This window comes from Bradyrhizobium nivariense (assembly GCF_029846695.2).
Classification (GTDB): Bacteria; Pseudomonadota; Alphaproteobacteria; order Rhizobiales; family Xanthobacteraceae; genus Bradyrhizobium.
On the sequence record NZ_JARWCR020000062.1, the window covers coordinates 24,129 to 47,163 of the forward strand.

The 23,035-nt window shown below is 63.5% G+C and carries 20 protein-coding genes; 11 read left to right on the top strand and 9 right to left on the bottom strand.

The window, feature by feature from the left end:
- Positions 1–21 precede the first annotated feature (21 nt).
- Together QCM77_RS34805 and QCM77_RS34810 are read left to right on the top strand one after the other, a co-directional pair.
- Positions 22–1,389: an LLM class flavin-dependent oxidoreductase gene (locus tag QCM77_RS34805; RefSeq protein ID WP_279690210.1), complete on the top strand. Its 1,368-nt coding sequence runs from the start codon at positions 22–24 to the stop codon at positions 1,387–1,389.
- A 15-nt stretch (positions 1,390–1,404) separates the two neighbouring features.
- Positions 1,405–2,190 carry a fumarylacetoacetate hydrolase family protein gene (locus QCM77_RS34810; protein WP_279690212.1) on the top strand — a complete coding sequence of 262 codons (786 nt, stop codon included), beginning with the start codon at positions 1,405–1,407 and terminating at the stop codon, positions 2,188–2,190.
- Between the two features lie 99 nt (positions 2,191–2,289).
- Here QCM77_RS34810 and QCM77_RS34815 read toward each other — a convergent pair whose 3' ends face one another.
- Positions 2,290–3,210, bottom strand: coding sequence for a LysR family transcriptional regulator (locus tag QCM77_RS34815; RefSeq protein WP_279668333.1), 921 nt, complete (start codon positions 3,208–3,210; stop codon positions 2,290–2,292).
- A gap of 189 nt (positions 3,211–3,399) precedes the next feature.
- Between QCM77_RS34815 and QCM77_RS34820 the strand changes: the two genes are divergently transcribed.
- From QCM77_RS34820 to QCM77_RS34830, 3 genes are all read left to right on the top strand, one after another.
- Positions 3,400–3,738 (top strand): hypothetical protein, encoded by a 339-nt coding sequence (locus QCM77_RS34820; protein WP_279690214.1) that lies wholly within the window; start codon positions 3,400–3,402, stop codon positions 3,736–3,738.
- Between the two features lie 70 nt (positions 3,739–3,808).
- Positions 3,809–4,312, top strand: coding sequence for a DUF8737 domain-containing protein (locus QCM77_RS34825; RefSeq protein WP_279661803.1), 504 nt, complete (start codon positions 3,809–3,811; stop codon positions 4,310–4,312).
- A gap of 90 nt (positions 4,313–4,402) precedes the next feature.
- Positions 4,403–5,242 (top strand): DUF8737 domain-containing protein, encoded by an 840-nt coding sequence (locus QCM77_RS34830; RefSeq protein ID WP_280095992.1) that lies wholly within the window; start codon positions 4,403–4,405, stop codon positions 5,240–5,242.
- 86 nt (positions 5,243–5,328) lie between these two features.
- Here the strand turns inward: QCM77_RS34830 and QCM77_RS34835 are convergent, their stop codons facing one another.
- Positions 5,329–5,784 carry an Lrp/AsnC family transcriptional regulator gene (locus QCM77_RS34835; protein WP_279661799.1) on the bottom strand — a complete coding sequence of 152 codons (456 nt, stop codon included), beginning with the start codon at positions 5,782–5,784 and terminating at the stop codon, positions 5,329–5,331.
- A 154-nt stretch (positions 5,785–5,938) separates the two neighbouring features.
- On the opposite strand from QCM77_RS34835, the gene QCM77_RS34840 reads away from it, so the two are divergent.
- Both QCM77_RS34840 and iaaH read left to right on the top strand, forming a co-directional pair.
- Positions 5,939–9,388 carry an indolepyruvate ferredoxin oxidoreductase family protein gene (locus tag QCM77_RS34840; protein WP_280095993.1) on the top strand — a complete coding sequence of 1,150 codons (3,450 nt, stop codon included), beginning with the start codon at positions 5,939–5,941 and terminating at the stop codon, positions 9,386–9,388.
- Positions 9,389–9,463: 75 nt separating this feature from the next.
- The gene (iaaH, locus tag QCM77_RS34845) at positions 9,464–10,888 is read left to right on the top strand and encodes an indoleacetamide hydrolase (protein WP_280095994.1); all 1,425 of its coding nucleotides are present in this window, start codon (positions 9,464–9,466) and stop codon (positions 10,886–10,888) included.
- On the opposite strand, the gene QCM77_RS34850 is transcribed toward iaaH, so the two are convergent.
- Positions 10,883–11,794, bottom strand: a complete 912-nt coding sequence (locus QCM77_RS34850; RefSeq protein ID WP_280095995.1) for a LysR family transcriptional regulator — start codon at positions 11,792–11,794, stop codon at positions 10,883–10,885. The two genes, iaaH and QCM77_RS34850, sit on opposite strands and share 6 nt — an antisense overlap.
- Positions 11,795–12,068: 274 nt before the next feature.
- Between QCM77_RS34850 and QCM77_RS34855 the strand changes: the two genes are divergently transcribed.
- From QCM77_RS34855 to QCM77_RS34865, 3 genes are all read left to right on the top strand, one after another.
- Positions 12,069–13,250, top strand: coding sequence for an HlyD family secretion protein (locus QCM77_RS34855; protein ID WP_280095996.1), 1,182 nt, complete (start codon positions 12,069–12,071; stop codon positions 13,248–13,250).
- A gap of 117 nt (positions 13,251–13,367) precedes the next feature.
- Positions 13,368–14,984: an MDR family MFS transporter gene (locus QCM77_RS34860; RefSeq protein WP_280095997.1), complete on the top strand. Its 1,617-nt coding sequence runs from the start codon at positions 13,368–13,370 to the stop codon at positions 14,982–14,984.
- A 27-nt stretch (positions 14,985–15,011) separates the two neighbouring features.
- Entirely contained in the window at positions 15,012–15,473 is a 462-nt protein-coding gene (locus QCM77_RS34865) for a carboxymuconolactone decarboxylase family protein (protein WP_279661787.1), read from the top strand.
- 129 nt (positions 15,474–15,602) lie between these two features.
- On the opposite strand, the gene QCM77_RS34870 is transcribed toward QCM77_RS34865, so the two are convergent.
- The 6 genes from QCM77_RS34870 to QCM77_RS34895 all read right to left on the bottom strand — a co-directional run bounded on the left by QCM77_RS34870 (position 15,603) and on the right by QCM77_RS34895 (position 21,381).
- Positions 15,603–16,463, bottom strand: a complete 861-nt coding sequence (locus QCM77_RS34870; RefSeq protein ID WP_279690233.1) for a D-amino-acid transaminase — start codon at positions 16,461–16,463, stop codon at positions 15,603–15,605.
- Positions 16,464–16,664: 201 nt separating this feature from the next.
- Positions 16,665–17,396 (bottom strand): amino acid ABC transporter ATP-binding protein, encoded by a 732-nt coding sequence (locus QCM77_RS34875; protein WP_279661783.1) that lies wholly within the window; start codon positions 17,394–17,396, stop codon positions 16,665–16,667.
- Between the two features lie 8 nt (positions 17,397–17,404).
- Positions 17,405–18,097, bottom strand: a complete 693-nt coding sequence (locus tag QCM77_RS34880; RefSeq protein WP_279661781.1) for an amino acid ABC transporter permease — start codon at positions 18,095–18,097, stop codon at positions 17,405–17,407.
- 4 nt (positions 18,098–18,101) lie between these two features.
- A complete protein-coding gene (locus QCM77_RS34885) occupies positions 18,102–18,833 on the bottom strand; it encodes an amino acid ABC transporter permease (RefSeq protein WP_279661779.1) in 732 nt (243 codons plus the stop codon).
- Between the two features lie 126 nt (positions 18,834–18,959).
- Positions 18,960–19,871 (bottom strand): amino acid ABC transporter substrate-binding protein, encoded by a 912-nt coding sequence (locus tag QCM77_RS34890; protein WP_279661777.1) that lies wholly within the window; start codon positions 19,869–19,871, stop codon positions 18,960–18,962.
- A gap of 91 nt (positions 19,872–19,962) precedes the next feature.
- Positions 19,963–21,381, bottom strand: coding sequence for a M20 family metallopeptidase (locus tag QCM77_RS34895; protein WP_280095998.1), 1,419 nt, complete (start codon positions 21,379–21,381; stop codon positions 19,963–19,965).
- A gap of 254 nt (positions 21,382–21,635) precedes the next feature.
- On the opposite strand from QCM77_RS34895, the gene QCM77_RS34900 reads away from it, so the two are divergent.
- Complete coding sequence (locus QCM77_RS34900; RefSeq protein ID WP_280095999.1) at positions 21,636–23,015, top strand: LLM class flavin-dependent oxidoreductase; 1,380 nt, start codon at positions 21,636–21,638, stop codon at positions 23,013–23,015.
- The last annotated feature ends 20 nt before the right edge of the window (positions 23,016–23,035 follow it).

The following is a 23,035-nucleotide window of genomic DNA, read 5'->3' on the forward strand; positions in this document are numbered from 1 at the left end:
GGAATTTCGGAGAACGGCAGCATGACGCGGCAGATGGTACTGGTCGGCTTCCTCCAGGCGCAGAACTGCACGAATTTGCCGAGTTCGTGGCGGCATCCGGACTCGCGCGACGATTCGATGTCGGCGGACTATTATCAGGAGATCGCCAGAATCCTCGAAGCCGGCAAGTTCCACATGGCCTTCTTCGACGACCGGCTGGCGATGCCGGACCGCTACGGCAACGATCACGCCCACACCGTCGAATACGGCATCCGCTGCGTGAAAATGGACCCGCTGATCGTGCTGACCACGATGGGCCTTGTCACCGACAAGCTCGGCCTGGGGGCCACTTGCTCGACCACCTATTACGAACCCTTCGACGTCGCCCGGCGCTTTGCAACCCTCGATTTGATGTCCGGCGGACGCGCGGGCTGGAACGTCGTCACCTCGCTCAATGACGGCGAGGCGCTCAACATGGGCAGGGACTCCCATCCCGAGCACGACTCCCGCTACGACCGCGCCGACGAATTCATGGAGGTCGTGCTCGGCCATTGGGACACCTGGGAGGACGGCGCGCTCATCATGGACAAGCAAAGCGGCCGCTTCGCCGACCCGTCCAGGGTGAAGCGGCTCGATCACAGGGGACCGGCGTTCAAGTCCCGCGGTCCCTTCACCGTGCCACGCTCTGACCAGGGCCATCCAGTGATCATCCAGGCCGGCGCGTCCGGCCGCGGCCAGCGCTTTGCCGGCCGATGGGGCGAGGTGATCTTTACCGCCGCGCGCAACCTTGCCGCCGCCAAGGAAGGCTACGCGTCCGTGCGTAACGAGGCCGCGAAAGCCGGCCGCGATCCCGAGGCGATGTTCCTCTGCAACCTGACGACACCGGTCTGCGCCGCGACGAAGAGCGAAGCCGAGGACAAGATGGCGCTGATCAACAAGCTGCCGCTGCAGATCGACGCGCTGTCGCTGCTGGCCGAAGCGCTCAACTACGATTTCGCCAGCAAGGATCTCGACGAGCCGCTGACGACGGAAGAGCTGAGGAGCATGCAGGGCATTCTGGGCATCCGCGACGGCGTGCTCAAGAACTCGGGAAAGAGTAATCCGAGCGCGCGCGACTTCGTCACCTTCTCCGGCCGCGGTCAGGTCCAGGATGCGATGGTTGGCGGCCCCAAGGAGATCGCGGACAGGCTCGAAGAAATGTTCGTCGAGCGCGGCTGCGACGGCTTCGTCATCGCCGCGACCTATGTGCCGGGCTCCTACGCCGATTTCGTGCAACATATCGTACCGGAATTGCAGCGGCGCGGCGTGTTCCAGAAGGAGTATCGCGGCAAGACGCTGCGGGAAAATCTCGGGCTCAAGCGGCCGGCTGCCGGCGCCTGGAAAGTGCAGCCGCGCGATGCCGCGGAATAACAACGGAGACACGGCATGCGCTGGCTGAAATTCACCGCCTCGGACGAGACTTCCTGGGGGATCGTCGAGGGCGACCAGGTGATCGCGGTCGCCGGCGATCCGTTCGGCGAATGGCAACGGACCTCGCACGCGCACCCTCTGTCGCAGGTCAAGATCGAGCTGCCGCTGATTCCGCGCACCTTCTACTGCGTCGGCCTGAACTATCTGAAACACCTGAAAGAGGCCGCCGACAAGCGCGGCGAGGTGCCGTCCGTGCCTGATAGACCCGAGATCGGCTATCGCGCCCAGAACGCGCTGATCGCCCATGACAAGGAGGTCGTGATCCCGTCTTTTGCGACGGACAAGATCCACTACGAAGGCGAACTCGTCGTCGTCATCGGCAAGAAGGTCAAGCATCTCACCAAACAGAATGCCATGGATTGCGTGTTCGGCTACACCATCGGCAACGACGTCAGCGAGCGGAGCTGGCAGAAGGCCGACCGCAGCCTGTGGCGCTCGAAGAACGCCGACACGTTCAAGCCGATGGGCCCGTGGATCGAGACCGAGGCCGATCTCGCCAAAATGCAGACCATCGTCAGGGTCAACGGCAAGGAGACCAACCGCTTCCACACCAACGACATGATCTTTGGCGTGATGGCGTTCCTGGTGGAGCTGACGAAATACTTCACGCTATGGCCCGGCGACGTGATCTGGATGGGTACCGACGGTGCGTCGCCTGACATCAAGCACGGCGATGTCGTGGAGATCGACATCACCGGTGTCGGGACGCTGCGGAACAGGTTCGTGCGGGAGCAGCGGTAGGCTGCTTGCGTGATGGGGGCACGGCGCAGGAACATTTTTTGTGCGCCCTACGCAGCTTGATCAAAACGGCAGCGCCATCTCGTCAAATCCGGATTCGGATCAGCTTGTGGCTCCTGAGCGGCCCTTCACATGATCGATAAAGGCTCGCAACTTCGGCATGATCTGTCGATGGCCGGGATAGTAGAGGAACACCCCCGGTGTCATCGGAGCGAATTGCTCCAGCACGTGGACGAGTTTTCCCGCCGTCACGGCACCGGCGGCGAGCGGTGCGGGCACTTGCGCAAGGCCCACACCTTCGACGGCCGCGCCGAGCATCGTGGGAAAGTCGTTGGCGATGAAAGGTCCTGAAACGGCGATCTCGATCGAACGACCGTTGTCGTTGAGCGACCATGATGCAATCCCACCATTCGATCGTCGCAATCTCAAGCAGGCATGCTCACGCAAATCTTCCGGGCGCTCGAGCCGGCCGCGGCCGGCGAGGTAATCCGGGCTGCCGACGATGATGAGAGGTAACGGCTTCGTCAGACGCACCGCGACCATGTCGGGGGCGATGAACTGGCCCAATCTGATGCCAGCATCGAAACCTTCGGCTGCGATGTCGACCAATTCCTCGCTTGCAGCAAGCTCCACCTCGATCTCGGGAAACGCCCGGCAGAACGACGCGACCAGCGGCTCCAGCAGGATCGGCACGACCGAGCGGGGTACGGTGAGACGCAAGAGCCCGGTCGGTCGCTGTCCGAGTTCACGCGCGGCACCGCTGGCAGCGACGAGCTCCTCGAAGGCGGGCCTTGCGCGCGCAAGAAATTTTTCGCCGGCCTCGCTCAGACCGACGCTACGGGTCGTGCGGATGAACAGCACGGCGCCGACGCGCGCCTCCAGTGCGCGTACCGCCTGACTGATTGCCGACGGCGTTACCCCGAGTTCAGCGGCCGCTCGACGGAAACTGCGGTGCTGGGCGACACTCAGGAACGCCTCCACGCCGTCGAGCGCACCGTGCCTGACTGTGAAGTTTTGCTTCATGGCCCATCAACATTATCGCGAATAGTCGCCGGTGCAAAGCAGACTTACATCCGGACTGCAAGCAGCACCGCTGCGCGCGCTGACACTCGCGACACCACGGCGACCGCCGTGATCGGAGAAATGAGACCGATGAAAGCAATCCGTCACGCCGTTTTGGCACTCACCCTCACACTGATAGGTGCGACTTCCATGGCCGATACATCCCCTGCCCAAGCACAAGCCGCATCTCCCACAACCGGGGTGATGGTCATCCTGACCGTCAAGCCGGGCGTCACACGCGAACAGGTCATGGCCGTCATGCCCGATGAAATCAGGCAGACCGTACAGCTCTATCTCAATGGAAAGGTTCGTGAATGGTATTCGCGATCCGATGGGCGCGGAGCCGTGTTTCTGCTGGATGTCGAGGATGTTGCCGCTGCGCACGCAGCCATGGAAGGACTGCCGCTGGCGAAGCAAGACCTCATCGATCACGAGTACATCGCAGTCGGCCCGCTTCAGCCGCTCCGCCTGCTCATGACCAAACCCTGACCGCCCGTCGACGTTGAGCCGGCGGGCTTCGACGTCCCGACCATCCGGACATTCATAAGGACATCCGAACGTGCCACCGAGCTTCAACCTTCCGTTCGTCCTCAGCGTCGCCGGCGCCCTCCTGACAAGCGCGGTGGTGGCCATCACCTACGTTTGGCCGACGGTCGGCGCCATGCCGCGTCACGACGCCTTGCGGCTTCTCGCGGCTTTCCATGCGTTCAGGTTCCTGGGGATGAACTTCATGGTTGCCGGGTTCGTGTCTTCGGAGTTGAGCTCGGATTTCGCCAGCGAAGTCGGATGGGGAGATCTCATCGCCGCCACTCTCGCACTCATTTCAATGGCGGCGCTCTCCTGGCGATGGCCGATCGCCGTTCCGATCGTCTGGATATTCAACGTCTGGGGTACGCTGGACCTCTTGAACGCGTACTACATGGGCGTGACGAAGATCCAGAATCCCGGCCTCTTCGGCGCGGGCATCTATATCCCGGCCCTTTATGTACCTCTGCTGCTGGTCAGTCACGTCCTTGTCTTCATAATCCTGCTGAGGCCCGGATCGGATAAGCAGGCAGCGTGACACTGCGCTCGGGCCGCAATCCCGACCTGCGCGCCGAGATGGCTTGCGTCGGTCCGCAACGTGGACTGGCCTCTGATGAAGGAATGCCCGATGAACAGCGATGCTATTTCCGTTGCCGTAATTGCCCCGCGTCCCGTCTGGCTCAGCCTGATGTCGACCGTTCTGTTCATGATGTTGTGGACTTGGTTGATCTACGCGCTACCCGCACTTCCAGAGAGCGGCATTCCGGCCCTGGGCGTCCGGCTGATGACGCATGGGCTCATCGCACTTGGTTTGTGGCTCGGCCTGGAAAGCACTGATCTGACACCAGGTCAGCGTCAGGCGACCTGGTTGGTCCTCATGGTGCCTTTCACGGTGTGGGCCACTGTCGCCTGGACGGCGGCCATCAACGGCGCATTTCGCGTGGGCGCCTCCGCCTTGCCGCTGCTTCCGGCGGCGATCTTGCTGCCGGTCATCGTCGGCGCTCCGGTGCTGCTGCTGTCGAAACGGGTGGGACAATTACTCGATGCAATGCCGCCGACGTGGCTGATCGCGCTTCAGCTCTATCGCATCTTTGGCAGCCAATGGCTCGCTTACTGGATGCGTGGGGTGCTGCCGGGCTTGTTTGCATTGCCGGCAGGAACTGGCGATGTGCTGACCGGTCTTTTCGCTGTGCCGGCAGCGCTCGCGCTCGCAACGGGGACGGCCCAAGGGCGCAAGGCGGCCGTCCTCTGGAACCTCTTCGGCATCGCCGATTTCGCCATCGCGATCACCTTGGGGATGATCATGTCGCCCGGCGCATTCCAGCTGATTTTTCCGAACGGCCCGAGCATGGCCTTAGACACCTTTCCGAATGTGCTGACCCCTGCCTTTGTCGTGCCAAGCTCGATCTTGCTGCACGCGCTGTCGCTGCGCCAACTGTTCCGGCGCAGCCGGGCAGAGTCGGCATAAGCCACGGCTGAGTCAAGCGGCATGCGCGAAAACATGGATTGCTTCGTCGCCAACGCTCTCGCAATAACGAAGCGAATGAAAGTGCCTCAAAACGGTAGTGCCACGCTCGTCTTGATCTCCTTCAGCACCACGTTGCTGCGGACGTAACGGATGCCGGGAATACGGAACATGAATTCGTCGAGGAACCTGTTGTAGGCGGTCATGTCCTGCACGACGACGCGCAAATGATAGTCGGCGTCGCCCGTCGTCGCAAAGCACTCCAGCACCTCGCGCCGCTTGGTCACCCGAGACACAAACTCATCGACGAATTTGGCGTCGTGCCGCTCCAGCGAGACATGGAGGATGGCGGACATCGCAAAGCCCGCCTGCTCGCGCGCGACAAGCGCCGCATAGCCCCGGATCGCGCCGCTCTCCTCGAGCGCGCGCACCCGCCGCCAGCAGGCCGAGGTCGACATGCCGACCTCATCGGCAAGCTGCTGGTTGGTGGCGCGGCCGTCCTTCTGGAGATGGGCGAGAATCCGCGCGTCCTGGTCTTCAATCATGAAGGCACCTCCATTCGGTAGAGTATACCATATTATGCGATGATACGAGAAGTTCTACCGAATTATCCTTCCAGTCGGAATGAATAGGTAAGACCTACCAATGCCCGCGGCTTAACCTTGGCTGATCCGGCAGGGACGCCGCGCGAGGTCCGCCATGGACGCCATTCCGTCACTCGACGCCTACGAGCTCTCCGACCGCTACGACCGCGAGGCGGGCCGCGTCTTCCTCACCGGCACGCAGGCGATCGTCCGCATCGCGCTCGACCAGGCGCGGCGCGACCGTGCGGCGGGTCTCAACACCGCCGGCTTCATCTCCGGCTATCGCGGCTCGCCACTCGGCGGCGTCGATCTCGAGCTCTGGCGCATCCCGGAGCGGCTGAAGCGGGACCGCATCGAATTCCTTCCCGCAGTGAACGAAGATCTTGCCGCGACCGCGGTGCTCGGCTCGCAGCAGGTCGAGACGCAAGCCGACCGCGAGGTCGATGGCGTGTTCGGGCTCTGGTATGGCAAGGGCCCCGGCGTCGACCGCTCCGGCGATGCGCTGAAACACGGCAACGCCTACGGCTCCTCACCGCATGGCGGCGTTCTGGTGGTCGCCGGCGACGACCATGGCTGCGTCTCGTCCTCGATGCCACATCAGTCCGACGTCGCTTTCATGAGCTGGTTCATGCCGACGCTCCACCCCGCAAGCGTCAGCGAGTATCTCGAATTCGGCGAATATGGCTACGCGCTGAGCCGCTTCTCCGGCATGTGGGTCGGCTTCAAGGCGATCTCGGAGATCGTGGAATCCGGCGCGTCCGTCGCGCTGCGCCCGGCGCGCGCCTTCCGCACGCCCCACTTCACGCCGCCGCCAGGCGGCCTGCACTATCGCTGGCCGGACCTGCCGGGGCCGCAGATCGAGGAGCGGCTGGAGGCGAAGAAACACGCAGTCTACGCCTTCGCAAAGGCCAATCCGATCGACCGTCATATCTACGACATCCCAGGCGCCACCTACGGCATCGTGACGACAGGCAAGGCGCATCTCGATCTGATGGAAGCGCTGCGGCTGATGGGTCTCGACGAAGCGGCCTGCCGCAGCATCGGCATCGACATCTACAAGGTCGGCATGGTCTGGCCGCTGGCGCTGCATGACGCGATGGCGTTCGTGAAGGGCAAGCGCGAGATCCTCGTGGTCGAGGAGAAGCGCGGCATCATCGAGAGCCAGTTCAAGGAATATTTCTACGACTACCCCGGTGCAAAGCCCGAGCGCATGGTCGGCAAGCACGACGAGCGAGGGGCGCGGCTGATCTCCTGGATCGGCGAATTGTCACCGCGCGCGCTGGCGTCCGTGCTGGCGCGACGGCTCGATCCGATGTTTCCAGGCCTCGATCTCACCGCGCGTGCAGCGGCGCTGCTGCCGGAGGCCGAGCGGACGATCAACGTCTCTGGTGCGACGCGCACGCCCTATTTCTGCTCCGGATGCCCGCACAACATTTCGACAAAAGTTCCGGAAGGGTCGAAGGCGCTGGCCGGCATCGGCTGTCATTTCATGGCGAGCTGGATGGACCGCGAGACATCGTCGCTGATCCAGATGGGCGGCGAAGGCGTGAACTGGGCGGCCTCGTCACGCTTCACCGGTAACAAGCACGTTTTTCAGAATCTCGGCGAAGGCACCTATTATCATTCGGGCTCGATGGCGATCCGGCAGGCGATCGCGGCCCAAGCCAACATCACCTACAAGATCCTGTTCAACGATGCCGTCGCGATGACCGGCGGCCAACCCGTCGACGGCCCAGTCAGCGTGCACGCCATCGCGCACAGCGTCCGCGCCGAGGGCGTTGCGCGCATCGCGCTGGTGTCGGACGATCCCGCGCAATTTTCGCCGGGCGACCTGCCGGTCGGCGTGTCCATCCATCCGCGCGAAGAGATGGACAGCGTGCAGCGCGAGCTGCGCGAAATCTCCGGCGTCTCAGTGCTGATCTATCAGCAGACCTGCGCGACGGAGAAGCGTCGTCGGCGCAAGCGTGGCGAGATGGCAGACCCCAAACGCTTCGCCTATATCAACGATCTCGTCTGCGAGGGCTGCGGCGACTGCTCGGTCGAATCCAACTGTCTTAGCGTCGAGCCCAAGGAGACGCCGTTCGGCCGGAAGCGCCGGATCAACCTCTCATCATGCAACAAGGACTTCTCCTGCCTCAACGGGTTCTGCCCGAGCTTCGTCACCGTTGAGGGCGCAACGCGCCGGAAGCAGGGCGCGAGCCAGATCGACGCGGTCGGCCGCGCGGCCACGCTTCCCCCGCCCGCGCCCGCAACGCTCGACCGTCCATATGATCTGCTCGTCACCGGCGTCGGCGGCACCGGCGTGATCACGGTCGGCGCCCTGATCGGCATGGCGGCGCATCTCGAACGAAACGGCGTCTCGGTGTTGGATTTTACCGGCTTTGCGCAGAAATTCGGGCCGGTGCTGAGTTATATCCGGCTTGCGCCAACTCCCGAGGCGCTGCATCAGGTGCGTATCGACCAAGGCGCGGCCGACGCGCTGATCGGCTGCGACCTCGTCGTCAGTTCCTCGCCAAAGGCATCCGGCACCTATCGGAAGGGCACGCGCGCCGCGGTCAACACCGCGGAGATGCCGACCGGCGACGTCGTCCGTTTCCGCGACGCCGATCTCGCCTCACCCGCCCGCCTGCGCGCGATCGGCCGGGTGATCGGCGACGGCAATCTCGACACCATCAACGCCAACGCGCTGGCCGAGCGCCTGCTCGGCAATGCCGTCTACGCCAACATCATCATGCTCGGCTTTGCCTGGCAGAGCGGGCTGCTGCCGATCTCGCTATCGGCGCTGCTGCGCGCGATCGAGCTCAACGGCGTCGCGGTCGAAAGCAACAAGCAGGCTTTCGCCTGGGGCCGGATTGCAGCCGCCGATCCCGGCTTCCTGCCGAAGGCGGACGAATCGCCCAAGGCCGAAACGCTCGACCAGCTGATCGACCGCCGCACCGATTTCCTCACTGCCTATCAGAACGATGCCTATGCAGCGCGCTACCGAGCACTCGTTGCAAACGTTCGCAATGCCGAAGCCAACCTGAATAGCGAGGCGTTGACCGAGGCGGTCGCGCGGGCCCTGTTCAAGCTGATGGCCTACAAGGACGAATACGAGGTGGCGCGGCTGCACATGCAGGGTAGTTTCCTCGACGCGTTGAAAGGCGAATTCGAAGGCGACTTCAGCATCCAATATCACCTCGCCCCGCCGTTCCTGCCGTCAAGACGCGACGCCCGTGGCCGTCCGCGCAAGCGCGCCTTCGGGCAGTGGATCCAGACGCCGCTTGCCATGCTCGCGCGGTTGAAGGGATTGCGCGGGACGCCGTTCGATCCGTTCGGCTACACGGCGGAACGGCGGGCCGAGCGGGAACTGATTACCTGGTACGATGGCGTCATCAAACGGATACTCGGCGGGCTCGAAGCGACGCATCTGCCAAGTCTCGTCGCCATTGCCAAAGCGCCGATGGATATCCGCGGCTACGGGCCGGTTAAAGATGCCGCGATCGGGACGGTGAAGGCCGAGGTCGAACGGCTGTTCGCCGAGCTCGACGCGCCATCACCTGCAAAGATGCGCGCCTACGGTTGACGGGGCGCCGACGAGGCTTCAGCCTCTGGAGCTATGGGGCGCCCTGATGGCGTTCCTGCAATCGGGTGAGGTATCATGGATTCCGATCAGTTGACCCTGACCCAGGCCGCGGCCGACCTCCGCGCCGGAAACATCACGAGCACCGCGCTCACGACGGAAGCTCTTGCCCGTGCCAAGGCCAACGCCGATCTGAATGCCTTCATCACCCTGGATGAGGCCGGCGCCTTGAAGGCTGCGGCCGCATTCGACGCGAACGGCAGCAAGGACAAGCCGCTCGGCGGCGTTCCTATCGTGATCAAGGACAATATCGAGGTCGCCGGGCTTCCCTGTAGCGCAGGAACGCCAGCGCTGAAGGATTACGTTCCGAAGGCCGACGCGCCGGTGGTCGCAAAGTTGCGCGCAGCGGGCGCGGTCATCATCGGCAAGACCAGCATGCACGAGCTCGCCTTCGGCATCTCCGGCTACAATACCGCGTTCAAGACCGGCGCGGAGTTCGGCGTGCGCAACGCCTATGACCGCGCCCTGATCGCGGGCGGCTCCTCCTCCGGAACGGGCGCCGCGATCGGCGCGCGGATCGTCGCAGGCGGGCTCGGCACCGACACTGGCGGATCGGTCAGGGTGCCGGCTGCGCTGAACGGATGCGCGTCGCTGCGCCCGACCATCGGACGCTATCCGCAAGAGGGCATCGCACCGATCTCGCACACCCGCGACACTGCGGGCCCAATGGCGGCGACCATGGCGGATGTCGCGCTGCTCGACCGCGTCATTGCGGGTGGCGACGCCGTTCAGCCCGCTGATCTGAAGCAGATGCGAATTGGCATCGCGAGGTCGATGCTGATCAATCTTGACGGCGACACCGAGGCCGCCTTTCACGCGGCGGTCGCGAAAGTGAAGACGCAGGGTGTCACGGTCGTCGAGATCGAGATGCCGCAGCTCGCCGAACTCAACGGCCAGGTCGGCTTTCCCGTCGCACTGTACGAGGCCTATGACGACATGGTGGCCTATCTCGCACACACCGGCACCGGCATCACCATCGAAGCACTGGCGCAGGAGATCGCGAGCCCCGACGTCAAGGGCACCTATGACGGCCTCGTGATCCCGCGCAAACTGCCTGGTCCCGACAATACGCTGGTCGATGCCGAGCCGATCTATGACGCCACCATCAAGTCCGCGCGTCCTGCCCTGCAGGCGCTCTACGGCAGGACCTTTGCGGACAACCGGCTCGACGCCATCGCTTTCCCAACCACGCCGCGCGTTGCCATTGCGTCCAGCCCCGAGTCCAGCAGCCTCGAAAATTTCGGCCTGTTCATCCAGAATACCGATCCCGGCAGCAATGCCGGAATTCCCGGAATCCAGATCCCGATTGCGCTCGGCGCGGTCAGCAAACTTCCGATCGGGCTTGAGCTGGATGGCCCCGCGGGCAGCGATCGCCGCCTGCTTGCGGTCGGCATGGCGCTAGAAAAAGTGTTCGGGCGGTTGCCGGCGCCGTCCCGATCATGAATAGGGATTGATCAGCTTCTGCTGCTCGGCGCTGTGATGCACGAGCATGTCGATGAAGGTCCTGACCTTCGCCGACAGATGATGCCGGTGCGGATAGACCGCGTTCATCGACATCTCGACGGGACGACATTCCGGCAGGAGGCGAACGAGGTGGCCGGCCTCGAGATCGTCCCGAATGAGAAACCCGGCCATCAGGCAGACGGCAGCGCCTTCCAGTGCCACCTTCCGCAAGGCCTCGCCGCTGTTGGTGATGAAGCTGCCGGAGATCCGCACCGATGCCGGCGTGCCCTTGCGATCGAAGAAGCGCCAATCGTCGCCGAACGGATAATTCAAGTGACGGGCGCAATTGTGCGCGGTGAGCTCATCGAGCTTCTGCACGCGACCATGCCTTTCGAGATAGTCGTGCGAGCAACACAGCACGTGGCGCCAAGTGGCGAGGCTGCGGACGATCAGGCTCGAATCCGGCGGCGAGGTCATGCGCAGGGCAACGTCATAGCCTTCTTCGATGAGGTCGATTTCGGCTTCGCCCATGCGCAGATCGATCTTGAGCTCTGGAAAGCTCGACAGGAGTTTCGCCACCACGGGCGCGACGAACGGCACCATGTGCGTGGCGACGTGGATCCGCAGCGTGCCGCGGGGCACCGACTGCAATTCGCTCGCGATATCGTCGGCCTGTTCGATATCGGCGAGGATCTGGATGCAGCGGTCGTAATAGGCCTTGCCGATCTCGGTGAGGTTGACCTTGCGCGTGGTGCGCTGAAGCAGCCTCACCCCGAGCCGGTCTTCCAGCGCCTGAACGTGATTGCTCACCATGGTGGTCGACATGTTGAGCTTGCGGGCTGCTGCAGAGAAGCCGCCGGTCTCGGCCACCCGGCTGAAGACTTCGAGGCTGGTCAATCGGTCCATGAAGGCTGATTATCCGCTCCTGATCGATAATCGCAAGGAATTCCCTCGGATTATCCATCAGATCATCTCGCGTGCGGCATGGCGCATGCGTTAGCAGCAATCGCTCGACAGACACGGCAATCGCTCTGGGGCAGTCGCACCTCCGGTTCGGTAGACCAAACGCCATGGCGAGGCCCGGACTATCCACTCTCGGCGGATAATCCTTCCGGTATTTCGCCGATTATCACTCGAACTGGGAAGACCGATAGTCTCGGCCAGCCGATAGGAGACTGCCATGTCCGAGATGCCGCGCACCGAAAACTTCCAGCAAGCGACTGAAATAACTCAAGATTACCCCAAGACACCGCCGCGCGGCCCGGCTCGGAGTATGGTCCGGCGTACGGCGTTGGTGCTCGCGCTCCTCGCGGGCACGGCAACGATTGTCTATTGGGGACACGACTATTGGACCGTCGGCCGCTACCTGGAGACAACCGACGACGCCTATGTGAAGGCCGACTCCACGATCGTCGCGCCAAAAGTCTCGGGCTACATCGCGAAGGTGCTGGTCAGCGACAACGAAAGGGTCAAAGCGGGCCAGGTGCTGGCGAGGATCGATGACCGCGACTTCAAGGCGGCGCTCGACCAGGCCGACGCCGATGTCGCTGCGGCGGAAGCGTCGGTGCGCAACCTCGACGCCCAGCTCGAACTCCAGCAACCGATCATCGAGCAGAGCACGGCCGATGTCACTGCTGCCGACGCCAATCTGAAATTTGCGCAGGAGGAGCGCGCCCGCTACGACGACCTCATGAAGTCGGGCTCCGGCACGATCCAGCGCGCACAGCAGACCGACGCGGCGCTACGCGCCAGCAACGCGCAATTGCAGCACGCGAAGTCGGGCCTCGTGGCCGCGCGACGCAAGATCGACGTGCTCACCACCCAGCGCGCACAGGCCACAGCCCAGCTCGAACACGCGCGCGCGGTCGCGGAGCAGGCGACGCTGAATCTCTCCTACACCGAGATCACCGCACCCGTCGACGGCACGGTCGGCGCCCGCTCACTGCGCGTGGGACAGTTCGTGCAGGCCGGCACGCAATTGATGGCGGTGGTGCCACTCGATGCAGTTTATGTGGTGGCGAATTTCAAGGAGACGCAACTCACCCATGTCCGCGCCGGCCAGCCGGTCGAGCTGCACGTCGACAGTTTCCGCAACCAGACCCTGCGCGGCCATGTCGACAGCCTGTCGCCGGCGAGCGGTCTTGAATTCGCACTGCTGCCGCCGGACAACGCCACCGGCAATTTCACCAAGATCGTGCAGCGCGTGCCGGTGAAGATCGTGCTCGACGACCACAGCCTGGCCGGGCTGTTGCGCCCCGGCATGTCCGCGGTGCCGACCGTCGACACCAAACAGGCCGTAATGGCCGAGCGCGAGGCGGCCAGGCGCCTCGCCGACAATGCGACGCGACCCAACGGAGGCTGAGGCCAGAACGGCCGGCAGCATTATCAAGTCCTGCCGGACGATCCTTCCCACGCTTCCTCGATTATTGAAACCATCCGCCTGATGCATCCTGTCTCCGTATCCGAGACGAGGCCTTCCATGAGCACGCTCCAACCCACCCTGAACGCCGCTTCCGTCGCCAGCATGCCCGCTCCGGCCGCACCCGCCACGCCGGCGGTTTCCACCAAGACCTGGATTGCCGTGATCGGCGCGACGCTCGGCGCCTTCATGGCGGTGCTGAACATCCAGATCGTCAATGCCTCGCTCGCCGACATCCAGGGCGCGATCGGCGCCGGCATCGACGACGGCGGCTGGATCTCGACCTCTTATCTGATCGCGGAGATCGTGGTGATCCCGCTGTCCGCCTGGCTCGCGCAGGTGTTCTCGATCCGCATCTATCTCCTCACCAACGCGGTCCTGTTCCTGGTCCTGTCGGCCGCCTGTGCGCTGGCGCAGGACCTGCCGCAGATGATCGTGCTGCGGGCGGTGCAAGGTTTTACCGGCGGCGTGCTGATTCCGATGGCATTCACGCTCATCATCACATTGCTGCCGCGCGGAAAACAGCCGGTCGGCCTTGCGCTGTTCGCGCTGTCGGCGACGTTCGCGCCCGCGATCGGCCCGACCATCGGCGGCTATCTCACCGAGAATTTTGGCTGGCAGTACATCTTCTATGTCAACCTCGTGCCCGGCACGATCATGGTCGGCATGCTCTGGTACGCACTCGACGCCAAGCCAATGAGACTTTCGCTGCTGCGCGAGGGCGACTGGGCCGGCATCATCACGATGGCGATCGGCCTGTCGGCGCTTCAAACGGTACTGGAAGAAGGCAACAAGGACGACTGGTTCGGCTCGCCCTTCATCGTCAAGCTGTCTGTCATCGCGGCCGTTGCGCTGACCGCCTTCCTGATCATCGAGCTCACGGTGAAGAAGCCGCTTCTGAACCTGCGCCTGCTGGTCCGCCGCAATTTCGGCTTCGGTATGCTCGCGAATTTCCTGCTCGGCGTCGCGCTGTACGGTTCGGTGTTCATTCTGCCGCAATATCTGGCTCGCATCCAGGGCTACAATGCCGAGCAGATCGGCATGGTTCTGGCCTGGACGGGACTGCCGCAGCTCCTTCTGATCCCCCTGGTGCCGCGCCTGATGCAGAAGTTCGATGCGCGGATCATCATTGGGGCCGGATTCGTCCTGTTCGCGGCCTCCAACTTCATGAACATTTACATGACCAGCAACTATGCCGCCGATCAGTTGCTCTGGCCCAACGTAGTCCGCGCGATTGGGCAAGCCTTGGTACTCGCGCCGCTGTCGGCGGTCGCAACCGCGGGCATCGAGCCGGAGAATGCGGGCTCGGCCTCCGGCCTGTTCAACATGATGCGCAATCTCGGTGGCGCCGTCGGCATCGCGCTGTTGCAGACGCTGCTGACCAAGCGCGAGCAGTATCACTCCAACGTGCTGATGCAGTCAGTCTCGGTGTTCGAGCAGGCGACGCGGACGCGGCTGGAACAGCTCACCCAATACTTCGTCAATCACGGCATCCTCGACCGTGCGGACGCGTCGCATCGTGCTTATGTTGCGATCGGCCATATCGTGCAGAAGCAGGCCTATATCCTCGCCTTCAGCGACACCTTCTATCTGCTCGGCATGGCACTCATCGTTGCACTGATCGCCACCCTCTTCCTCAAGAAGGCCGGCCATGCCTCGGCCGGCGGCGCCCACTGACGTCAACCCAGCAAGCAAGGAGAACCCATGAAACCCCGCATGAATTTCTACCAGGCCGCACCCGACACGATGAAGGCGCTGATGGCGCTGGAAGAGCAGATCCAGTCGACGGGCCTTGAGAAATCGCTGATCGAGCTCGTCAAGATCCGCGCGTCGCAGATCAACGGCTGTGCCTTCTGCATCAACATGCACACCGAGGACGCCCGCAAGCGCGGCGAGACCGAGCAGCGCATCTATCTGCTCAACGCCTGGCGCGAATCCCCGCTCTATACCGATCGCGAGCGCGCCGCGCTGGCCTGGACCGAGTCGGTGACGCTGATCTCCGAGACGCACGCGCCTGATGACGTCTACGAACAGGTCCGCGCGCAATTCTCCGATGCGGAGACGGTGAACCTGACCATGCTGATCGGCGCCATCAATGCCTGGAACAGAATCGCGATCGCGTTCCGGGCGATTCACCCGGTGAAAGTGAAGGCGTCGGTGGCGTGAGGCCTTCTCAACTGCCATGCCCCGCCAAGGCGGGGCATCCAGTACGCCGCAGCTTCTCGGTTCAAGCAGTCCTGTCACGGCGTACTGGATCGCCCGGTCAAGCCGTGCGACGACAGAGGGGTGTACGGCTTATACCGCCGTCGCCTTGGCGAACTCCACGTAGATCTCGCGCAGCCGCGTCGCCATCGGGCCGGGCTTGCCGTCGCCGACCTTCTTGCCGTCGATCGCAACCACCGGCTGGACGAACAGCGACGCCGAGGTGGCAAAGGCTTCCTTGGCGGCGAGCGCCTCGGCGACCGTGAAGGAACGCTCCTCGACGCGGAGCTGGCGCTCTTCCGCAAGCGCCACCACCGCCTTGCGCGTGCAGCCCGGCAGGATCGCGTTGGAGTTCTTGCGAGTTACGATGACGTCGTCCTGGGTCAGGATGAACGCCGACGACGAGCCGCCTTCGGTGACGTAGCCGTCCTCCAGCATCCAGGCTTCGCCCGCACCGGCTTCCGCCGCGGCCTGTTTCGCCAGCACCTGCGCCAGCAGCGCCACACTCTTGACGTCGCGACGCTCCCAGCGAATGTCGGGCACGGTGATGACGTTGATGCCAGTCTTGGCCGAGGCGGCGTTGATGATGTCCTTCTCCGACGTGAACATCACCAGGCTCGACTTGACGTCGCCCTTGGGGAAGGCGAAGTCGCGGCCCTTGTCGGCACCACGCGTCACCTGGAGATAGACGAGGCCGTTCTCGACCTTGTTGCGCGCAATCAGCTCCTTCTGGAGCTCGGTGATGCGCTCGACCGTCTCGGGCAGCTTCAGCTGGATCTCGCCGACCGAGCGCTCCAGCCGCGTCAGATGCGAGGCGTTGTCGATCAGCTTTCCGTCGAGCACGGCCGAGACCTCGTAGATGCCGTCGGCGAACAGAAAACCGCGATCGAGAACCGAAATTTTGGCGTCCGAGAGCGGGACAAATGAGCCGTTGACATAGGCGATCGAGTCCAAGGCAGGTCTCCTGGCGGGACGAGGGAATTGGCGCGGTTATACGGGAAGTGGGGGCGCCAATCACCCCTCTATTGTCATTCCGGGGCATTCGCATAGCGAATGAGCCCGGAATCCATAACCACCATCGTGAGTATGGATCCTCAGATGCGCGATTGCGCATCATGGCTCGCGGGTTCGCGCGCCCCGGGATGACGGTAGAGATTAATGCGACAGAATCTTCGACAAGAACTTCTGCGCGCGGTCGCTGCGGGGCTTGCCGAAGAAGTCGTCTTTCGGGGCGTCCTCGACGATCTCGCCGCGGTCCATGAAGATGACGCGGTTGGCGACCTTGCGGGCAAAGCCCATTTCGTGGGTGACGACCATCATGGTCATGCCCTCATGGGCGAGGTCCACCATGACGTCGAGTACCTCGCTCACCATTTCGGGGTCGAGCGCCGAGGTCGGCTCGTCGAACAGCATGACAATGGGGTCCATAGCGAGCGCGCGGGCGATCGCCACGCGCTGCTGCTGGCCGCCGGACAATTGCGCGGGAAACTTCTGCGCCTGTTCCTTCAGGCCGACGCGCTCCAGCAGCTGCATGCCTTTCGCCATCGCCTTGTCGCGCGACCGGTCGAGCACCTTTTGCTGGGCGAGGCAGAGATTGTCGATGATCTTCAGATGCGGAAACAGCTCGAAGTGCTGAAACACCATGCCGACCCGCGAGCGCAGCTTCGGCAGATTGGTCTTGGGGTCGTTGACCTTGGTGCCATCGACGCTGATGTCGCCCTTCTGGAACGGCTCCAGCGCGTTGACGCATTTGATCAGCGTCGACTTGCCTGATCCCGACGGACCGCAGACCACGACCACCTCACCCTTGGTGACGCTGGTGGTGCAGTCGGTCAGCACCTGGAAGGTCGGGCTGTACCATTTGTCGACGTGGCTAATCTCGATCATGACAGACTCTATCGAATGATGGCGATGCGCGCCTGGAGGCGGCGAACGCCGAAGGACGCGACACAGGAGATGGTGAAGTAGACGATTGCTGCGAACAGATACATTTCGACCAGACGGCCGTCGCGCTGCGCGACCTTGCTCGCCGCGCCGAGGAAATCCGTGATCGACAACACGTAGACCAGCGAGGTGTCCTGGAACAGCACGATGGTCTGCGTGATCAGGACCGGCAGCATGTTGCGGAAGGCCTGCGGCAGCACGACGTAGCGCATGGTCTGGGCGTAGGTCAGGCCGAGTGCGTTGGCTGCGGCCGGCTGGCCGCGCGAAATCGACTGGATGCCGGCACGCATGATCTCGGAGAAGTACGCGGCCTCGAACATGATGAAGGTGATGAGCGAGGACGCAAACGCGCCGACGCTGATCGGCCGCGACGCGCCCGTCAGCCACTGCCCGATATAGGGCACCAGGAAGTAGAACCAGAAGATCACCAGCACCAGCGGTAGCGAGCGCATGAAGTCGACGTAGACGCCGGCGATGCGGCCCAGGATCTTGAAGCCCGAGAGCCGCATCAGCGCGATTGCCGTGCCGAAGATCAGGCCGCCGAGCGCGGAAAGCGCCGTCAACGTCACCGTGAACGTCATGCCCTCATAGAACAGATAGGGCAGCGCGCGGCGGATGACCTCGAAATCGAAATTGCTGAACATGGCGCTATTTCCCCGTGATGTAGCCGGGGATCGCGACGTAGCGCTCGAGGAAGCGCATTGCGGTCACGACGACGGCGTTGACGAGGAGATAAAGGAGGGTCGCGGCGGTAAAGGCCTCGAACACCTGGAACGAGAATTCCTGCATCGAGCGCGCCTGTCCGGTTAGCTCGAGCAAACCGATGGTGATGGCCACGGCCGTGTTCTTGAGGGTGTTGAGGAACTCGGACGTCAGCGGCGGCAGGATAATGCGGAAGGCCATCGGCAACAGAATGTAGCGGTAGGCCTGGATTGTCGTCAGGCCGAGAGCAGTGGCCGCCATCTTCTGCCCGCGCGGCAGCGAACCGATGCCGGCCTGCAATTGCACCGCGACGCGCGCCGACATGAAGAAGCCGATGCCGATCGCCGCCGTCCAGAACGGCGCATTCGGCAGCTGCTTCAGCCAGAGGCCGGCAGCTTTCGGCAGCAGTTCCGGCAGCACGAAGAACCACAGAAAGAGCTGTACCAGCAGCGGCATGTTGCGGAAGAATTCGACATAAGCAAAACCGAACCAGTACGCCCCCTTCGACGGCAGCGTGCGCATCACGCCGACGAGCGAGCCGGTGATCAGCGCGATGATCCACGCGAGCGCACCCGTCTTGAGGGTCAGCACCAGTCCCGTCAGCAGCATGTCGAGATAGGTGCCGGTCCCCATCGGGTTCGGCTCGAAAAAGATTCCCCAGTTCCAGTGGTAACTCACGTGTCCCCCGCGCGAACGCGCCAGTCATGGATGTCCCGGCGCCTATGCAAATGTCCGGCCACTCCCTCCAGAATGGCCGGAATATGCTGCCTCTCCCCGCAAGCGGGGAGAGGCGAACAACTCAGCTTACTTATAATCGTCCGGGTTTGGCGAGTCCGTGGGCTTGGCGAACTCGTTCTTCAGCTCGGCCGAGATCGGGGTGTTGAGGTTCAGACCCTTCGGCGCGATCTTCTGGGTGAACCACTTGTTGTAGATCTTCTCGCCCTCGCCGGAGGTGTAGAGCGCGGCGGTCGCAGCATCGACCACCTTCTTGAACGGCGCATCGTCCTTGCGCAGCATGATGCCGTACGGCTCGGGCTTGGAGAACGCGTCCTTGGAGATGACATAGTCGTCCGGCGACTTCGAGCCGGCAACGAGACTCGCGAGCAGGATGTCGTCCATCACGAAGGCTACGGCGCGGTCGGTCTCGACCATCAGGAAGGATTCGGCATGGTCCTTGGCCGGAATGATGTTGGCGCCGAGGCCTTTCGCGACATTGGCCTCGGTGAGCTGCTTGATGTTGGTGGTGCCGGCGGTGGAGACCACCGTCTTGCCCTTGAGATCGTCGATCGACTTCAGGCCGCTCGACTTCTTGAAGACGTAGCGGCTGGCGGTCAGGTAGTGGGTGTTGGTGAAGGCGACCTGCTTCTGGCGCTCGGCGTTGTTGGTGGTCGAGCCGCATTCGAGGTCGATGGTGCCGTTGGCCATCAGCGGAATACGCGTCGCCGAGGTGACGGGGTTGAGCTTGACCTCGAGCTTGTCGAGCTTGAGCTCCTTCTTCACGGCGTCGACGATCTTGTAGCAGATGTCCATCGCGAACCCGATGGGCTTCTGGTTGTCGTCGAGATAGGAGAACGGGATCGAGGAGTCGCGGAAGCCCAGCGTGATGGCGCCGGTGTCCTTGATGTTCTTGAGCGTGCCGGTCAGCTCCTCGGCCCCGGCCTGGCTGACAGCGAAGGTCGCGGCGAGCGCGAGGCCGATGCTACGGAAATGTTTCACTTTTTGGTCCCCTCTCAGGATGATGCCGGCGGGATGCAAGCACAAAACAAGCCGGAATAGAATGTGACTTTCGACTGGATCGCGGCTCAGGTTAACGGCTCAGGTTAGCGGGCTTGTTAGTGGTCTTTGTTAGCGGTCCTGGCAATTCCCCGAGATCCCAGAACAGCCCGGCCATCACCGTCAAGGCCTCTTCGGTCAATGGCAGCAGGATGTGCTCATTGGGCGCATGCTGGGAGCAGCCGGGATAGGAGTGCGGCACCCAGATCGTCGGCAGGCCCAGGATCTCGGAGAACACGTCGTTGGGCAACGAGCCGCCGAAATTCGGCAGCACCGCCGGCACCTTGCCGGTGGTCTGGCGCACCGAATCCGCCGCCCACTGGATCCAGGGGCTGTCGAAATCCGTGCGCGAGGCGGCAAAGCTCTGCGCCGCCCGGACCTCGACCATCGGAAAGCCCTTTGCAACCAAATGGGCGCGGACGGCGTCGATGAGGCCGTCGATCTTCGTGCCGACCACGAAACGCAGTTGCAGCACGGCATTGGCGTGGCCGGGAATGGCGTTGGCCGGCTTCTCGATATTGCCCGACGACATCGCCAGCACTTCGAGCGTGTTCCAGGCGTAAAGCCGTTCGGCCGCCGACAATCCCTCTTCGCCCCAGTTCTCGGCCAACGTCGGCTCGTCCTCGGTCGGCACCACCTGCACGTCGGCAAGATAGCTGCGGATCTGGTTGGTGAGCCGGGGCGGCTTCAGCGCATCGAGCTGAAGGCGGCCGTGGCCGTCGACCAGCGTCGAGATCGCGTTGGCCAGAATGATGGCGGGGTTGGCGAGCACGCCGCCCCAATTGCCGGAATGATGCCCGCCGTCGCGGAGGTTCACATCGAGATGAATGCGGATGCCGCCGCGGCAGCCGAGGAACAGGGTCGGACGGTCGGCGGACAGGCGCGGCCCGTCCGAGGCCATGAACAGATCGGCCTTGAGCGCGTCGCGATTGAGATCACAGACCTTGCCAAGATCAGGCGAGCCGATCTCCTCGCCCATCTCGACGATGAACTTGGCGTTGAAGCCGAGCTTGCCGCCGCGGGCCTCGCGCACCGCGCGGAGTGCAGCCATGTTGATGCTGTGCTGGCCCTTGTTGTCGGCGGTGCCGCGACCGTAGAGACGCGTGCCCGCAACCGTCGTGCGCCAGGGATCGCGGCCGTCGCGCCACTCGCCCTCCATGCCGTCGACGACGTCGCCATGGCCGTAGATCAGCACGGTCGGCGCCGTCTCGCTCTCGTGATGCTCGGCGAACAGGAACGGCGCCTTGCCGCTGGGAGATTCGACCATGCGGCTTTCGAAATCGAGCGTGGCGAAAGCCGGCACCATCTCCTGTTCCAGATAGGCGCGCAGCTCGACGCTCCGGTTCGGATTCTGGCTCTCGGTCCGGTAGGCGACGCGGCGATCGAGTTCGGTGAGGAACGCGCCGGATTTGAAATCGTCACGGGCGCGGGCGATGGCATCGGCTCTGGTCATTATTTTCTTTTTTTTGGGTTGCGAGACGAAGGAGCATACCCGAAATGGGCAGGCCTCCGAAAGTGGCGGGGACTTCGATAGTCTTGTAGTTCGCTTGGGATTTCGTTCTTGCTCTCTTGAGATTGGCTTGCCAAGCGCGGTAGCGCCGCTGATTTTGGCCTTGCCAAGCTCGCGTTATATGCAAGAACTTCGCCAAGTTGGGGCGCACATCTATCATTCGAAGGGCGCCCGGTACAGGGCGCCGGGGGACCAGCATGGCCAAGCAGATCAGGCTCAACGCATTTGCGATGAATTGCGTCGCGCACCAGTCACCGGGCCTGTGGACCCATCCGCGCGACCGCACCGCCGAATATAACCGCCTGCCCTACTGGATCGATCTTGCCAAAACGCTGGAGCGCGGCCGTTTCGATGGTCTGTTCCTGGCCGACGTGCTCGGCGTCTACGACGTCTATGGCAACAGCCCTGACGCGGCCCTGCGCAACGCGGCGCAGACGCCGTCGAACGAACCGCTGCTGCTGCTCTCGGCGATGGCAGCGGTAACCCAGAATCTCGGCTTCGGCGTCACCAGCAATCTCTCCTTCGAGCCGCCCTATCCGTTCGCGCGGCGGATGTCGACGCTCGATCATCTCACCGAGGGACGGATCGGCTGGAACGTCGTCACCGGCTATCTCGACAGCGCCGCGCGCGGCGCCGGCAAGGACAAGCAAACCGGCCATGACGACCGCTACGAGATCGCGGACGAATATATGGACGTCGTCTACAAGCTCTGGGAAGGGAGCTGGGAGGACGACGCCGTGCTGCGCGACCGCAAGCGCGGCATCTTCACCGATCCCACAAAAGTCCATCGCGTCAACCATGACGGCGCGCACTACCGCATCAACAACACCATCCACCTCAGCGAGCCGTCGCCGCAGCGGACGCCCGTGCTGTACCAGGCCGGCACCTCGCCGCGCGGCCGGCAGTTCGCGGCGAAGCATGCCGAATGCGTGTTCATGTCCGGGCCATCGGCCAACGTGATCGCGCCGCGCGTGTCAGCGATCCGTCAGGAGGCCGCCGCGTTCGGCCGCAATCCGGCGGAAATCCTGATGTTCTCGATGATGACGATCATCCTCGGCCGGACCGAGGCCGAGGCGAACGAAAAATATGCCGACTATCGCCGCCACATCAGCCCGGAGGGCGCGCTGGCGCTGATGTCGGGATGGACCGGCGTCGACTTCTCCGGCTACGACCTCGACCAGCAGGTGCGTCACGTCCAGAACGACGCCGGCCGCAGCGCAATGGACAACGTCACCCGCGCCGATCCCGATCGGGTCTGGACCGTGCGCGACGTCATCGAGCACGTCGGCGTCGGCGGTGCCGGTCCCGTCGTGGTCGGCACGCCGGAGATGGTCGCGGACAAGATCGAGGCGTGGTTCGAGGCGACCGATGTCGACGGCCTCAATGTCGCCTTCGCGATCTCACCCGGCGATTTCGAGGACATCGCCGACATGCTGGTGCCGGAACTGACGCGACGTGGGCGGTACAAGCCGGAGTACGCGCAGGGCACACTGCGGGAGAAGCTGTTCGGTGAAGGACGTGCGCGGCTCGGCGCACCGCATCCGGCGGCGGGGTATCGGGTGGGAAGGAAGGGGTAGCGCCCCTAGGTACGCTGTCA

Coding starts and splice junctions, on each gene's coding strand:
- QCM77_RS34805 (WP_279690210.1), top strand. CDS start 22: ATGACGCGGCAGATGGTACTGGTCGGCTTCCTCCAGGCGCAGAACTGC.
- QCM77_RS34810 (WP_279690212.1), top strand. CDS start 1,405: ATGCGCTGGCTGAAATTCACCGCCTCGGACGAGACTTCCTGGGGGATC.
- QCM77_RS34815 (WP_279668333.1), bottom strand. CDS start 3,210: ATGAAGCAAAACTTCACAGTCAGGCACGGTGCGCTCGACGGCGTGGAG.
- QCM77_RS34820 (WP_279690214.1), top strand. CDS start 3,400: ATGGCCGATACATCCCCTGCCCAAGCACAAGCCGCATCTCCCACAACC.
- QCM77_RS34830 (WP_280095992.1), top strand. CDS start 4,403: ATGAACAGCGATGCTATTTCCGTTGCCGTAATTGCCCCGCGTCCCGTC.
- QCM77_RS34835 (WP_279661799.1), bottom strand. CDS start 5,784: ATGATTGAAGACCAGGACGCGCGGATTCTCGCCCATCTCCAGAAGGAC.
- QCM77_RS34840 (WP_280095993.1), top strand. CDS start 5,939: ATGGACGCCATTCCGTCACTCGACGCCTACGAGCTCTCCGACCGCTAC.
- iaaH (WP_280095994.1), top strand. CDS start 9,464: ATGGATTCCGATCAGTTGACCCTGACCCAGGCCGCGGCCGACCTCCGC.
- QCM77_RS34850 (WP_280095995.1), bottom strand. CDS start 11,794: ATGGACCGATTGACCAGCCTCGAAGTCTTCAGCCGGGTGGCCGAGACC.
- QCM77_RS34855 (WP_280095996.1), top strand. CDS start 12,069: ATGTCCGAGATGCCGCGCACCGAAAACTTCCAGCAAGCGACTGAAATA.
- QCM77_RS34860 (WP_280095997.1), top strand. CDS start 13,368: ATGAGCACGCTCCAACCCACCCTGAACGCCGCTTCCGTCGCCAGCATG.
- QCM77_RS34865 (WP_279661787.1), top strand. CDS start 15,012: ATGAAACCCCGCATGAATTTCTACCAGGCCGCACCCGACACGATGAAG.
- QCM77_RS34875 (WP_279661783.1), bottom strand. CDS start 17,396: ATGATCGAGATTAGCCACGTCGACAAATGGTACAGCCCGACCTTCCAG.
- QCM77_RS34880 (WP_279661781.1), bottom strand. CDS start 18,097: ATGTTCAGCAATTTCGATTTCGAGGTCATCCGCCGCGCGCTGCCCTAT.
- QCM77_RS34895 (WP_280095998.1), bottom strand. CDS start 21,381: ATGACCAGAGCCGATGCCATCGCCCGCGCCCGTGACGATTTCAAATCC.
- QCM77_RS34900 (WP_280095999.1), top strand. CDS start 21,636: ATGGCCAAGCAGATCAGGCTCAACGCATTTGCGATGAATTGCGTCGCG.